At 72.1% G+C, this 13,909-nt stretch carries 9 protein-coding genes and 1 pseudogene; 9 read left to right on the top strand and 1 reads right to left on the bottom strand.

Translation table 11 applies throughout. From position 1 onward, the window contains the following. Positions 1-46 precede the first annotated feature (46 nt). From NGF19_RS31245 to NGF19_RS28710, 9 genes and pseudogenes are all read left to right on the top strand, one after another. Positions 47-601, top strand: a pseudogene (locus NGF19_RS31245) (zinc-binding dehydrogenase); the annotation flags it as partial. A gap of 246 nt (positions 602-847) precedes the next feature. Continuing rightward, entirely contained in the window at positions 848-1,411 is a 564-nt protein-coding gene (locus NGF19_RS28745) for an SRPBCC family protein (protein WP_252428581.1), read from the top strand. A 118-nt stretch (positions 1,412-1,529) separates the two neighbouring features. Next, positions 1,530-3,098, top strand: a complete 1,569-nt coding sequence (locus NGF19_RS28740; protein ID WP_252428579.1) for a class I adenylate-forming enzyme family protein — start codon at positions 1,530-1,532, stop codon at positions 3,096-3,098. 87 nt (positions 3,099-3,185) lie between these two features. Then, the gene (locus NGF19_RS28735) at positions 3,186-5,162 is read left to right on the top strand and encodes an FAD/NAD(P)-binding protein (RefSeq protein ID WP_252428577.1); all 1,977 of its coding nucleotides are present in this window, start codon (positions 3,186-3,188) and stop codon (positions 5,160-5,162) included. Then, positions 5,159-6,559, top strand: coding sequence for a nitrosuccinate lyase (locus NGF19_RS28730; protein WP_252428575.1), 1,401 nt, complete (start codon positions 5,159-5,161; stop codon positions 6,557-6,559). Before NGF19_RS28735 ends, NGF19_RS28730 begins: the two co-directional genes overlap by 4 nt. 110 nt (positions 6,560-6,669) lie before the next feature. Beyond that, the gene (locus NGF19_RS28725) at positions 6,670-8,049 is read left to right on the top strand and encodes a nitrate/nitrite transporter (RefSeq protein WP_252428573.1); all 1,380 of its coding nucleotides are present in this window, start codon (positions 6,670-6,672) and stop codon (positions 8,047-8,049) included. Beyond that, positions 8,039-10,168, top strand: coding sequence for a molybdopterin oxidoreductase family protein (locus NGF19_RS28720; protein WP_252428571.1), 2,130 nt, complete (start codon positions 8,039-8,041; stop codon positions 10,166-10,168). The genes NGF19_RS28725 and NGF19_RS28720 overlap by 11 nt, the downstream gene beginning before the upstream one ends. Beyond that, complete coding sequence (locus NGF19_RS28715; protein WP_252428569.1) at positions 10,165-11,562, top strand: FAD-dependent oxidoreductase; 1,398 nt, start codon at positions 10,165-10,167, stop codon at positions 11,560-11,562. The genes NGF19_RS28720 and NGF19_RS28715 overlap by 4 nt, the downstream gene beginning before the upstream one ends. Continuing rightward, positions 11,559-12,779, top strand: coding sequence for an FAD-dependent oxidoreductase (locus tag NGF19_RS28710; RefSeq protein ID WP_252428567.1), 1,221 nt, complete (start codon positions 11,559-11,561; stop codon positions 12,777-12,779). Before NGF19_RS28715 ends, NGF19_RS28710 begins: the two co-directional genes overlap by 4 nt. 394 nt (positions 12,780-13,173) lie before the next feature. Here the strand turns inward: NGF19_RS28710 and NGF19_RS28705 are convergent, their stop codons facing one another. Further along, the gene (locus tag NGF19_RS28705) at positions 13,174-13,758 is read right to left on the bottom strand and encodes an NADPH-dependent FMN reductase (protein WP_252428565.1); all 585 of its coding nucleotides are present in this window, start codon (positions 13,756-13,758) and stop codon (positions 13,174-13,176) included. Positions 13,759-13,909: the final 151 nt, after the last annotated feature.

Genomic DNA, 13,909 nt, shown 5'->3' with positions numbered 1-13,909 from the left:
CCACCCGGCCGCTACCGCACACCTCGCGCTGTTCACGCACGGCGGGCTGCGGCCGGGCGAGACCGTCGCCGTGCTCGGCGCCGGCGGCAACGTCGGCAGCGCGCTGGTGGTGATGGCGGTCCGGGCCGGGGCGCGGGTCATCGCCGTCGCCTCCGGCCGCGACGCGGAGTACGTACGGTCGCTGGGCGCCCACGAGGTCGTCGACTACCGCTCCCCCGACGTGGCCGGGCAGATCCGGGCCGCCGCCCCGCACGGTGTGGACGTCCACGTCGACACCTCCGGCCGCAACGACCTGGACACGGCCGTGGACCTGCTGGCGAGCCGGGGCCGCGTCGTACTGATGGCGGGCCTGCGCACCCGCCCCGTACTGCCCGTCGGGCCGCTGTATCTGATGGACCGCTCCGTGCACGGCTTCGCCATCTCGCACGCGGACACCGCCCAACTCGCCGACGCGGCCCGCGGGATCAACGATCTGCTGGCCCAGGGTCTCCTGCGTCCGCGCGCCACCGAGGTGCTCCCGCTGAGCGAGGCCGAGCAGGCGCACCGCCGACTGGACGAGGGGAAGGTGCACGGCAAGCTGGTGCTGCGGGTACACGACTGACCGGTCCGTCCGTACCGGATTCCCCCAAGGCGCCGCGGGCCCGGCCCGCGGCGCCTTCGCACACCCGCACCCCGGTCCCCCCTTCGCAATTCCCCACCCTCATTCATCGACTTTGCTTGTCGACTATGTCCACCGATTCCGCATCGCTGTCCGGAATTGAAACTTATCGCTGTCCGGAATTGAAACTTGACGGACCCCGAACGGCTTGATTGCTCGCCTTCCTGAGCCATCGGCACGCTTACCGGCATGACAGCCACGACGGAAACCATCATCAACAATTCACCGCTCTTCGAACTCGACGCCCGTATTCGCGTTTCCGCGACACCCGCACAGGTCTACTCCGTGGTCAGCGATCTGACCCGTAGCAAGGAGTGGAGCCCGGAGTGCCAGGGCGGCGAGTGGACCGAGGGCGCGCCCTCGGCGGTCGGCTCGGTCTTCCGCGGCGAGAACCTGCGCAGCGAGGACGTGGTCGGCTGGGCCCCGCTGGTGCGCGGCACCTGGTACACCGAGGCCCGTGTCGTCGCCGCCGAACCCGGCCGCACCTTCCGCTGGATGATGCTCACCCACGCCCGCGAGGACCAGGAGTCCATCTGGGGTTTCGACGTCGAGGACGCCGGCGACGGCACCTGCTGGCTCGTGCACCACTTCCGGATGGGCAAGGCCACCGCCGGTATCCACAAGATCGTCGCCGATCTCGACGAGGACGGCCGCAAGCGGTTCGTCACCGAGTGGACGGAGAAGCTCGAGCGGGATCTCGACGACACCCTCGCCCGTATCAAGGTCGTCGTCGAGAACGACGAGAAGATCTGAGCCCGCCTCTGAACCCGCCTCTGAACCGTCCCTGAACCCGTCCCTGAAACCGACGGCAATTCAGCGTCACCGCAGGCCCTCTTCGTGAATCCGCAGCCATGGACGAGAGATCGGTTATATGTTTCTCCAGCGAATAGGAAGCAAGGGAATACGGCTCGGCACGCTGTTCGACCGGGCAGCGGCCCGACATCCGGCGAACTTCGTGATCCTCGATCACGACCTGGACATCGCCCCCGGACTCGGCCGCCGTACGACCCTGACCGAACTGGCCGACCTGGTGGACGACTTCGCCTCCCGACTGTGGTCGGTCAAGGTGCGTCCCGGGGACCATGTCGTCGTACACAAGAGCGACGGCTTCGACATCTCCCTCCTCGCCTGTGCCATCGCCCGCACGGGCGCCATCCCGGTTCTGCTGTCCCCCAAGCTGGACGGCGCGACGGTCGCCGAACTGCTGCGCCGGGTCGGACGGCCGTTCCTCATCACCGACCAGGACAAGCTCGAACACCACCTGCCCGCCGAGGTCTTCGAGCTGTCCCGCACCGTGCTGCTGGCCCGCGGCGAGTACGCGGGAGCCACCTCGTTCGCCGAGCTGGCGGGCGTCGAGCGGGTGCCCGCGGTCGCCATGCCCATCGACCACCCCACCCTCATCACCCACACCTCCGGCACCACCGGCACCCCGAAGCTCGCCGTGCACACCGGCATGAGCTTCCAGGCCCGCTACCGCCCGCAGGCCACCGTCGTGGCCACCGCCGTGCGGCGCAGCGAACCCATCGCGGTCCATGTGTCGTTCGTGCACTCGCGGATGTTCACGGCGATGCCCATCTCGATCCTCCAGGGGCACCCGCTGATCATCCTCAGGGACGACGACCCGAAGACGGTGGGCGAGCTGTTCGCCCAGACCCCGCCCGGCTTCATCGAGGCCCACCCCAACACGTTCCTGCGCTGGGAGGAACTGGCCGACGACCCGCGCGGGCCGTTGGCCAACGTCAAGTACTTCTCCAGTACCTTCGACGCCATCCACCCGCGTACCGTCAACACCCTGCTCAAGGCGTCCCGCCGCAAGGGACGGCGCTTCGCCCAGGCGTACGGGCAGAGCGAGGTCGGCCCGATCGCCGCGCGTACGTACTCGCTCAAGGACGGCGCCGACTTCAACGGCCGCTGCGTCGGCATGCCGTTCCCGGGCATGACCGGGGTACGCGTGGTCAGCCGCAACGGCGCGCCCGTCACCAAGGAGAACCCCGGCTTCATCGAGGTCAGGAGCGACGGCCGGATCGTCACCTACCTCGGTGAGCACCAGCGCTGGCAGAAGCAGGTCAGCGACGGCTGGTGGCGCATGGGCGACCTCGGCTACCGCACCAAGCTGGGCTGTCTGCACCTGCTGGACCGCGAGGTCGACGAGATCCCCGGTGTGCAGTCCACGCTGGAGATCGAGGACAAGCTGTTCACCCGGCTGCCCGAGCTGGTCGAGGTCATCATCATCCCCGGCCCGGACGGCCGTGCCGTACCGGTGGTGTGCACCCGCGACGACACGCCCCTCGACGACCTCTCCTGGAAGACGGCGGTGGTCGACCTGCCGGCCCTCGCCGATCCGGTCCAGTGGCGCCTGGAGGACCTCCCGCAGACCGCCACCACCAAGATCAAGCGCCTGGAACTGGCCCGCCTGCTGGCGGCCGGTGCCGACCAGTAACCCGCCCACCCCCGCTCCCCTGCGGAACCGGCGGCCGACTCTTCTGACCGGCCGCCGGTCACCCTCTTCCCAGAACGGAGAATTGGCATGCACAGCACCCTCGAGGTCTGCATCATCGGTGCCGGCCCCCGCGGGCTGTCGGTACTGGAACGGCTGCTGGCCAACGAGCGCCGTACCCGCGCGCACGGCGCCGTCACCGTCCACGTCGTCGACCCCTCGGCGCCCGGCGCCGGCACCGTGTGGCGCACCGCGCAGTCCCAGCACCTGCTGATGAACACCGTCGCCTCGCAGATCACCGTCTTCACCGACGACAGCGCGCAGATCGACGGCCCCATCGAGCCGGGCCCCAGCCTGTACGAGTGGGCCAAGAGCCTCGCGCTGCTCGCGGACCCCGCCGACCACGACCCGGCCGTGCTCGCCGAGGCCGAACGGCTCGGCCCGGACTCGTATCCCACGCGCGCGTTCTACGGCCACTACCTCCAGGACTGCTTCCAGCGCATCGTCGACCGCGCGCCTGACCACGTCGAGGTCCGGGTGCACCGCTCGCGTGCCGTGGCCGCGGCCGACACCCACGGCGTGCCCGGCGGCCCGCAGGGCATCCGGCTGGAGAACGGCACCCGGCTCAACGAGCTGGACGCCATCGTGATGGCACAGGGACACGTCCCCGCCCGGCTCTCGGCCCGCGAGGCGCGCACCGCGAGCCTGTCCCGTATCCACCACCTCACCTACATCACCCCGGCCAACCCGGCCGACCTGGACCTCAGCGGCATCGCGCCGGGACAGAACGTGCTGCTGCGCGGGCTCGGCCTCAACTTCTTCGACCACATGGCCCTGTTCACCCTGGGCCGCGGCGGGCGGTTCGAGCGCGTGGACGGCCGGCTCGTCTACCGCCGCTCGGGCCAGGAGCCGAACCTGTACGCCTTCTCCCGGCGCGGCGTGCCGTACCACGCGCGCGGCGAGAACGAGAAGGGCGCCACCGGCCGCTACTTCCCCAAGCTGCTGACCGCCGACTACATCCGGACGCTGCGCGAGCGGTCGGCCGCGGGCGGCTCGCTCAACTTCTCCACGGACCTGTGGCCGCTGATCTCGCGCGAGGTGGAGAGCGTCTACTACGGCACGATGCTGGCCGCCCGCGGCGGCGACGAGCTGCGCGAGGAGTTCACCGAGCGCTACCTCGCCCTGGAGCCGGACGCCGATCCTGCCGCCCTGCTCGACTCCTACGGCATCACGGCCGCCGAGCGCTGGGACTGGGAGCGCCTGTCGCGCCCGTACGGCGAGCGGGTGTTCGCCGACCGGGCGGACTTCACCGGCTGGCTCCTCGCCTATCTCCGGCGCGATGTCGAGGAGTCCCGCCGCGGCAACCTCAGCGGTCCGCTGAAGGCCGCCCTGGACGTCCTGCGCGACCTGCGCAACGAGGTACGGCTCGCGGTCGACCACGGCGGCCTCGACGGCAACTCGCACCGCGACGACCTGGAGGGCTGGTACACCCCGCTCAACGCGTTCCTGTCCATCGGCCCGCCCGCCTCCCGTATCGAGGAGATGGTCGCGCTGATCGAGGCGGGCGTGCTGACGGTGACCGGGCCGGGCACTCAGGTCCGGATCGACACCACGGAGCGGGAGTACATCGCGGCGTCGACGGCGGTGCCGGGCGACCCGGTGCGCGCCACCGTGCTCATCGAGGCCCGGCTGCCGGAGCCGGACCTGCGCCGCACCGACGACCCGCTGCTGCGGCACCTGCTCGACACCGACCAGGCGACGCCCTACCGCATCCGGGGCGCCGACGGCAGCGGCTACGAGACCGGCGGGCTCGCGGTGACCGAGCGGCCCTACCGGCTGCTGGACGGCCGGGGTCGCGCCCACCCGCGGCGCTTCGCCTTCGGTGTGCCCACGGAGTCGGTGCACTGGGTGACCGCGGCCGGGATCCGGCCGGGCGTCGACTCGGTGACCCTCGGCGACTCCGACGCGATCGCCCGCTCGGTGCTCGTTCTGGGCCCGGTCGCCCATGTGCCGGACGGGGTACGGCCGGTGAACGCCGAGGGTGATCTGTCCGGGGTGATCGTGTGACCGACTCCCCGCACGATCTCACCGACGCGGGGCTGTTGTCACCGGTCAGGGCGGGGACCGCGGCCGAGGCGGCCACCGGCGACCGGGCGTGGCTGCAGGCCATGCTCGACGCCGAGGCCGCCCTGGCCCGCGCCCAGGCGTCGCTCGGCACCCTGCCGAAGGAGGCCGCCGAGGCCATCACGGGCGCGGCCGACGCCGACCGGCTCGACCTGCGTGCGCTGGCCCTGGCCGCCCGCAGGACCGCCAACCCCGTGGTGGGCCTGGTCAAGGCGTTCACCGCCGAGGTGGCACGGCGTGACCCGGTGGCCGCCGAGTACGTCCACCGGGGCTCCACCAGCCAGGACGTCCTGGACACCGGCACCATGCTGGTGGCCTCCCGGGTGCTGCGGATCGTCCGCGACGATCTGACGCGCACCGCGCGCGCCCTCGGTGAACTGGCCGCCCGGCACCGGGACACGCTCGCGGTCGGCCGCACCCTCGCCCTGCACGCCGTCCCGACCACGTTCGGCCTACGGGCGGCGGGCTGGCGGGCGCTGGTCCTGGACGCGGAGGCGCGGCTGGCCCGGGTCCACGAGGGCGGGCTGCCCGTCTCGCTGGGAGGGGCGGCCGGCACGCTCGCCGGATACCTGGAGTACGCGGCCGTCGACGCGGAGGGCCGACGGCCCGAAGCGGGCACGTATCTGGACCAGTTGGTCGACGCGTACGCCGCCGAGACCGGGCTGGCCCGGCCGGTCCTGCCCTGGCACGCACTGCGCACCCCCATCGCCGACCTCGCGTCCGCGCTGGCCTTCACCGCCGGGGCGCTCGGCAAGATCGCCGTCGATGTGCAGTCGCTGGCCCGCACCGAGGTCGGCGAGGTCGCCGAGCCGGCCGGGGAGGGTCAGGGCAGCTCCTCGGCCATGCCGCACAAGCGCAACCCGGTCCTGGCGACCCTGCTGCGCAGCGCGGCACTCCAAGTACCCGCGCTCTCCGCCGCGTTGACGCAGTGCCTGGTCAGCGAGGACGAGCGGTCCGCGGGCGCCTGGCACGCCGAGTGGCAACTGCTGCGCGAGTGCCTGCGGTTGACCGGCGGCGCGGCGCACACCGCGGTGGAGCTGGCCGAGGGCCTGGAGGTCCGCGGCGAACGGATGCGTACCAACGTGGAGTTGACGGGCAGTCAGGTCGTCTCGGAGCGGGTGGCGGCTCGGCTGGCCCCGGCCCTGGGCAGAACGCGCGCCAAGGCGCTGCTCACCGAGGCCGCGCGCACGGCCGAGACCACCGGGCGGCCCCTGGCCGAGGTGCTCGCGGGACTCCCGGACCTCCCGGACGAGGTGGCGGGCGACCTGGCCGCGCTGTGCGACCCGGCGAACTACACAGGAGCCGCCGCCGCGTTGGTGGACCGTGCGCTGCGGTCCTGACACTCCCCGGTGCGGGCCGCCCGCTGTGGGCGGCCCGCGCGGGAGGGACCTTCACGACCTTCACGACCCCTGAATGCCGTAGCAACAGCCTGGAGAGAGCCGAGGAGAAGATGACGACCCGCCAACGAGCCCGTGGACAGTGGATCGAGAACTGGGACCCCGAGGACGAGCGGCAGTGGGAGCGAGGCGGGCGGCTGATCGCCCGGCGCAACCTCGTGCTGTCGGTGCTGTCCGAGCACGTCGGCTTCTCCGTATGGAGCATGTGGTCGGTCCTCGTGCTGTTCATGTCCCCGAAGATCGGCCTGGGTTTCGCCCCGGACGAGAAGTTCCTGCTGGTCGTCGTCCCCACCGTCGTGGGCTCGCTGCTGCGGCTTCCCTACAGTTGGGCGGTGACCTGGTTCGGGGGCCGTAACTGGACCGTGTTCGCCTCGCTGGTGCTGCTGGTACCGACGGTGCTCACCGTGTACTTCGTGCAGCGGCCGGGCACCCCGCTGTGGGTGTTCCTGCTCATCGGCGCCACCGCCGGGTTCGGCGGCGGCAACTTCGCCTCCTCCATGACCAACATCACCGCCTTCTACCCGCAACGGCACCAGGGTTGGGCCCTCGGCCTGAACGCGGGCGGCGGCAACCTCGGCGTCGCGGCGGTGCAGTTGCTCGGCCTGCTGGTGATCTCCGTGGCCGGGGACACCCACCCCGCGTACGTCGCCGCCTGCTACCTGCCACTGATCGCTCTGGTGTCCCTGCTGGCCGCGCTGCGCATGGACAACGTGACGCTGATACGCACCGAACCGGGCGCCCAGCGCGAGGCCGCCGCCCGCGCGGACACCTGGTGGATCTCGCTCGTGTACATCGGCACCTTCGGCTCCTTCATCGGCTTCGGCTTCGCCTTCGGCCTGGTGCTGCAGAGCCAGTTCGGCTCCACACCGCTGCAGGCCGCCTCGTTCACCTTCCTCGGCCCGCTGCTGGGCTCGGTGGCCCGCCCCCTCGGCGGCCGGATCGCCGACCGGTGGGGCGGCGCCCGGGTGACCCTGTGGTCCCTGGCCGGCATGGCCGCCGGGATCGGCGTCCTCCTGGTAGCCACCCACGCCCACTCGTTCGGACTGTTCGTCTCCGGGTTCACCGCGCTGTTCGTGATGAGCGGCGTCGGCAACGGCTCCGCGTACAAGATGATCCCGGCCGTGTTCGCCCGGCAGGCGGAGACCGCCATCACCTCAGGTCACGACGCCGCCGCTGCCTTCGCCCTCGCCCGCCGCCTGTCCGGAGCCGTCATGGGCATCGCCGGTGCGGTGGGCGCGCTCGGCGGCGCCGCCATCAACCTCGCGTTCCGCACCTCCTACGGCCAACTGGGCACCGGAGAACCCGCGTTCTACGCCTTCCTCGGCTACTACGCCCTGTGCGCCGTAGTGATCCGGACCGTCTACCTGCGCGGCGAACGCGAGGCCCAGCCCGCGCCGACAGCCCCGCAAGCCCACGCCTCCCATGTCCGCTGACCCGGGCGCCGTACGGGCGGGGGAAGGCACCCGCGAGAGCACCACCCACTGCCCGTACTGCGCTCTTCAGTGCGCCACCGTCCTGTCGGGCGGCCACGGCGACGTAGCCGTACGCCCTTCCCCCGACTTCCCGGTCAACCAGGGCGGCCTGTGCCAGAAGGGCTGGACCGCGCCCGCCGTCCTCGGCGCCCCCGACCGGCTGCTCACCCCGCTGGTGCGCGGCCCCGACGGCGAACTCGCCCCGGCCGACTGGGACCACGCCCTCGACCTGATCGCCAACCGCCTGGCGTGGCTCGACTCCCGGCACGGCCCGGACGCGGTCGCGGTGTTCGGTGGCGGCGGACTGACCAACGAGAAGGCGTACACGCTGGGCAAGTTCGCGCGCGTGGCCCTCGGCACCAGTCAGATCGACTACAACGGCCGGTTCTGCATGTCGTCGGCCGCCGCCGCGGCGTGCGAGGCCTTCGGACTCGATCGCGGACTGCCGTTCCCCGTCACCGACTTGGCCGAGGCCGATGCGGTCCTGCTGGCCGGGGCCAACCCGGCGGAGACGATGCCACCGCTCATGCGCCACCTGGCGTGGGCCGACCTCGTCGTCATCGACCCGCGCCGCACCCGCACCGCCGAGCGCGCCGCGCTGCACCTCCAGCCCGCCCCCGGCACCGATCTCGCCCTGGCCCTCGGCCTGTTGCACCTGGCCGTCACCGAGGGCCTGGCCGACAAGGAGTACATCGACGCGCGCACCACCGGCTTCGACGCCGCCTGGCAGAGTTGCGTCGCCTGGTGGCCCGAGCGGGTCGAACAGGTCACCGGGGTACCGGCCCACGACCAGCGGGCCGCGGTCCGGCTGCTCGGCGGCGCCCGGCGGGCGTACGTCCTGACCGGGCGCGGCGCCGAACAACACAGCAAGGGCGCCGACACGGTGGCCGCGTTCATCAACCTGGCACTGGCCCTGGGCCTGCCGGGCACTCCCGGCAGCGGCTTCGGCACGCTGACCGGACAGGGTAACGGCCAAGGTGGCCGAGAGATGGGCCAGAAGACCGACCAACTGCCGGGCTACCGCTCGCTCACCGACCCCGCGGACCGCGCACACGTGGCCTCGGTCTGGGGCGTGGACCCGGCGTCACTGCCCGAACCGGGCCGCAGCGCCTACGAGTTGCTCGACGCCCTGGGCACTCCCACCGGACCGAAGGCGCTGCTGGTGTTCGGCTCGAACCCGGTCGTCTCGGCACCCCGAGCCGCGCACATCACCGCACGCCTGAACGCCCTGGACCTGCTGGTGGTCGCCGACTTCGTCCCCTCCGAGACCGCCGCACTCGCCGACGTCGTCCTGCCTGTGGCCCAATGGGCCGAAGAAGAAGGCACGATGACCAACCTGGAAGGCAGGGTGCTGCGCCGCCGCAGGCATCTTCGCCCCCCACCCGAGGTGCGCACCGACCTCGAGGTCCTGCACGCGCTCGCCGTACGACTCGGCCAGCCCGCGCACCGCTTCCCCACCCGCCCCCGCGACGTCTTCGACGAACTGCGCCGTGCCTCGGCGGGCAGCCGCGCGGACTACTCGGGCATCAGCTACGAACGCCTCGACGCGGGCGAGGCACTGCACTGGCCCTGCCCGGCCGAGAACGCGGGCGACGACGGCCGGGGCGGGCATCCGGGGACACCACGACCGTTCCTCGACCGCTTCGCACACCCGGACGGACGGGCCCGCTTCGTGGCGGTGGACCACCGCCCTGCCGCCCAGACCCCCGACACCGCGTTCCCGCTGTACGGGACGACCGGCCGGGTCCTGGCCCAGTACCAGTCGGGCGCGCAGACCCGTCGTGTACCCGAACTCACCGCGGCGGCACCGGAGATGGTCGTGGAGATCCACCCGGACACGGCCCGCCGCCTCCACCTGGACGACGGTCGGCTCGCCGAGGTCACCTCGGCCCACGGCACCGTACGGGCGCGCGTGCGCACCACCCGGACCCTGCGCCCCGACACCGTCTTCCTCCCGTTCCACTATCCCGGCGCCGCCCGCGCCAACCTGATCACGGGCGACGCCCTCGACCCGCGCAGCCGTATGCCCGAGTTCAAGGTGAGTGCGGTGCGCATCACCCCGACCGGGGAGGGCCCATGAAGACCGACGTCGTCGTGGTCGGCGGCGGCCCGGCCGCGCACCGGCTGGCCGCACGCCTGGTCCAGTACGGACACCGCGGCACGGTCACCGTGATCGGCGCCGAGGACAACGCGCCCTACAACCGGGCCCTGTTGGGCTCGGTCCTCGACGGCACGCTGAGCCCCGGCCAACTGACGCTGCCCGCACTGCCGTCCACCGTACGGCTGTTGACGGGAACCCGGGTGCGTACGATCGACCGCGCTCGGCACACCGTCCGCCTCGACGACGGACGTGAACTGACCTACGACGTCCTCGTCCTGGCCACCGGCGCCCGACCGCGACTGCCATGGGTGCCGGGCCTGGTGACCGCGCGCGGGCAACTCGCCGACGGCGTACGCACCGTACGCACGGCAACCGACTGCCACCCCCTTCCGGCCGGACCGGTCACGGTACTCGGCGGCGGAATCCTCGGGGTCGAGTCGGCCCTGCGATTGCGGCGAGCCGGGCACGAGGTGACGCTGGTCCACCGCGAACACGCACTGATGGAGCGGTACTTCGACGCGGGGGCCTGCGCCGTGCTCGACGATCTGCTGGCCGAACGCGGGGTTGCCGTCCAACTCGGCAGACGCGCCACCGAGTTCATGCCGGGCAAGCTGGTCCTGGACGACGGACAGGTGGTGGCGGCGGGCACCCTGCTGCTGTGCACGGGGGTCGAGCCGGAGACAGCGCCGGCCCGCGCCTGCGAACTGGCGGTGCGCGACGGGGTGGTGGTCGACGACCGGCTGCGTACCAGCGACCCTCACATCCACGCGATCGGCGACTGCGCGGAGCATGCGGGCGCCGTAGGAGCCACGGTGACCGGGGCGTGGGAACAGGCGGACGCGCTGGCCCGGATCCTCACCGGGACGAACCGCCCCTTCAGCCCCTCGCCTCAGGTCCTGCGCCCGCGCATCGCGGACTTCGACGCGGTGGCCCTGACTCCTGCCTCCGCCAAGGGAATCGAGGAAGCCGAGGAGACGATCTCGCTGATGGACCGGGCGGGCGGCCGATACGCGTGGCTGGCGCTGCGCGGAGGCCGTATCCAGCGCGGTGTCGTCATCGGCCCGGCGGTCGCCGCGGTCGGCTTCCTGCACGAGAGGGCCGCCGTCCTGCCCGAGGACCGGCTCGCCCTGCTGACCGGCTCCGACGGTACGTACGCGGAAGACGGCGTCCTGCCCGACGACGCGGTGGTCTGCCACTGCAACAACGTCACGCACGCGGCGCTGAGGCAGGCCTGGACCGGCGGCGCGCACGACCCGGCGGCGCTGGCGCGAGCGACAAGGGCGACGACGGGATGCGGAAGCTGCACAGGCGTCGTACGCGAGCTGTGCGCGACGCTCGGTTCCCCGCCGCAGGCGCAAGGAGGCGCATCGTGAGGACACGTACGCTGGTCGTGGCGGGATACGGCATGGCGGGACACCGCCTGGTCGAGGAGATGCGCACGGGCAACAGGGGTGACGCGGACGGCACTTGGCGCATCGTGGTCCTCGCCGAGGAACCCCGACCCGCCTACGACCGGGTGGCACTGTCCTCGCTGCTGTCCGGCGCGAGCGCGCGGGACCTCACACTGGCGGGCCCCGACGTCCTCGGCGACCCGCGCGTCGAGGTGCACCTGCACTCTCCGGTCACCGGAATCGACCGGACGGCGGGGACGGTGACATGCGCGAAGGGGAGGGTCTTCGGCTACGACGCACTGGTACTTGCCACCGGTTCACGGCCGTTCGTCCCGCCGGTACCCGGCCGGGAGTTGCCCGGCTGCTTCGTGTACCGGACGGTGGAGGACATCGACGCGATCCGCGCGGCAGCGCAGCCGGGCCGGGACGCGGTGGTGGTCGGGGGCGGTCTGCTGGGCCTGGAAGCAGCAGGTGGGCTACGGCAGTTGGGCATGCGCCCTCATGTGGTGGAGATGGCGCCCTGGCTGATGGCCCAGCAGATCGACGCCGGCGGTGGACGCGTGCTGGCCGAGGCGATCGCGCGGCTGGGGGTGCGCGTGCACTGCTCCACCGTTCTGCGCGGTATCGAGCCGGGCGCCAACGGACGCGCGGCGCGGGTGACTTTGGACGACGGCACGGTGGTCGACGCCCCGCTCGTCGTCTTCTCCGCGGGGGTACGTCCCCGGGACGAACTCGCCGATCCGGCCGCTCTCGCACGGGCCGAGCGGGGCGGCTTCCTGGTGGACCAATGGTGCCGTACCGCGGACGAACGTGTCTGGGCGATCGGCGAGTGCGCCGCCGTCGAGGGCCGCTGCCACGGGCTGGCCGCCCCCGGCTACCGGATGGCGGAGACCGTGGCCCGGCAACTGCTCGGCAGGGAGGGCGACGCGTTCGCCGGTGCGGACGCCTCCGCCCGACTGAAGCTGCTCGGCGTCGACGTGGCCGGGTTCGGCGACGCCCACGCCCGTACCGGTGGGTCGATCGAATACGTACGCGAGGACCGGCGCGCGGGCACGTACGCCAAGGTGGTCCTGGACCGTGATGGCCGCACCCTGCTCGGCGGGGTACTGGCCGGTGACACACGCGCCTACCCGGTGCTGCGCGCACTGACCGGCCGCGAGCTGACGGCTTCCCCCGACACACTGCTCACGGGAGCGTGACCCGGCGGGTGGCTGTACAAGGGCGAGGTGGGTGGCGGTGCGAGAGCAAGGCGCGTGGCCCTGCGAGAGCAAGCGGAAGCGGGGGCCCGGCCACCCGTCCCTCATCTGCCGGACCCCCGCCTTCGGCGCCCACCCCGGGCACCGTCGCTCACCCCGCCGGGACCCGCAGGGGGAGGCCGGTACCGGCGGGGGTGTGGCGGGGCGGCGGCAGGGGGTTCCGCGGCCCCGCGCCCTTGGGGAGGAGGCACCCGGTCCGCACGGGGAGTGGTGTGCGGTGTACGGGTGCCACGAGCGTTCTCGTACGGGGATGCGCACCCGGGGGTGATGGCGCGCTGACCCACGGCCGGACCGGTAGACCCGACACGGTGTTACTGGCTCTTACCTGACGTTGACGTCAGTTGTCATACGGCCGACGAGCCTTGGCCTCCTTGGTGGCGAGCGCCCACCAACTGAGCCTGTCCCAGAGCACCTTGGCGGCGTTCTCGGCGTGGACGGGATCCATCAGCTTGCCGTCGGCGTTGAACTGCTCCCACGGACCGTGGAAGCTGACGGTGTCGCGCACGGTGACGGCGTGCAGTTCGTTGAAGATGTGGCGGAGCTGCTGGATGGAGCGCAGACCGCCGGCCAGGCCGCCGTACCCGACGAACCCGACGGGCTTGGCGTGCCACTCGTGCTGGGTCCAGTCGAGGGCCGCCTTCAGGGAGGCCGGGAAGCTGTGGTTGTACTCGGGGGTCACCACGACGAAACCGTCCGCGCGGTGAAGCCGGGACGAGAACGCGCCGAGCAGTTCGGCGACTTCGGGCGTCGGTTCGTCGGTCAGGGCGGTGGGCAGCGGGAAGTCCGCCATGTCCACCAGGTCGACCTCGATGTCGTCATGCTGGTCGGCGGTCCCGATGAGCCAGTTGGCGATGGTAGGACCGAACCGGCCCTTGCGCACACTCGACAGGATCACGGCCACGCGGATGCGGTCATTCGACATGTCTGCCCTTTCACGGCTGTCATTCCTCCACCCCAGAAGAACAAACCCGCGCGCCGGTTTTCTACTCGTATCGAAGAACCTGATGAAACACGACCGGCCGACTGCCAGAACGGCTCGACGAGGCACCGTCCCGACAGCCGACCGGCCGGCG

It is taken from the genome of Streptomyces macrolidinus (assembly GCF_023887685.1).
GTDB classification, from domain to species: domain Bacteria; phylum Actinomycetota; class Actinomycetes; order Streptomycetales; family Streptomycetaceae; genus Streptomyces; species Streptomyces macrolidinus.
Note: the sequence above shows the minus strand (reverse complement) of the source record. Positions and strands in the feature narration are given on the sequence as shown.

Excerpts from the sequence above, each read along its gene's own strand:
- NGF19_RS28725 (WP_252428573.1), top strand. The coding sequence starts at position 6,670 with ATGACGACCCGCCAACGAGCCCGTGGACAGTGGATCGAGAACTGGGAC.
- NGF19_RS28735 (WP_252428577.1), top strand. The coding sequence starts at position 3,186 with ATGCACAGCACCCTCGAGGTCTGCATCATCGGTGCCGGCCCCCGCGGG.
- NGF19_RS28740 (WP_252428579.1), top strand. The coding sequence starts at position 1,530 with ATGTTTCTCCAGCGAATAGGAAGCAAGGGAATACGGCTCGGCACGCTG.
- NGF19_RS28745 (WP_252428581.1), top strand. The coding sequence starts at position 848 with ATGACAGCCACGACGGAAACCATCATCAACAATTCACCGCTCTTCGAA.
- NGF19_RS28715 (WP_252428569.1), top strand. The coding sequence starts at position 10,165 with ATGAAGACCGACGTCGTCGTGGTCGGCGGCGGCCCGGCCGCGCACCGG.
- NGF19_RS28720 (WP_252428571.1), top strand. The coding sequence starts at position 8,039 with ATGTCCGCTGACCCGGGCGCCGTACGGGCGGGGGAAGGCACCCGCGAG.
- NGF19_RS28705 (WP_252428565.1), bottom strand. The coding sequence starts at position 13,758 with ATGTCGAATGACCGCATCCGCGTGGCCGTGATCCTGTCGAGTGTGCGC.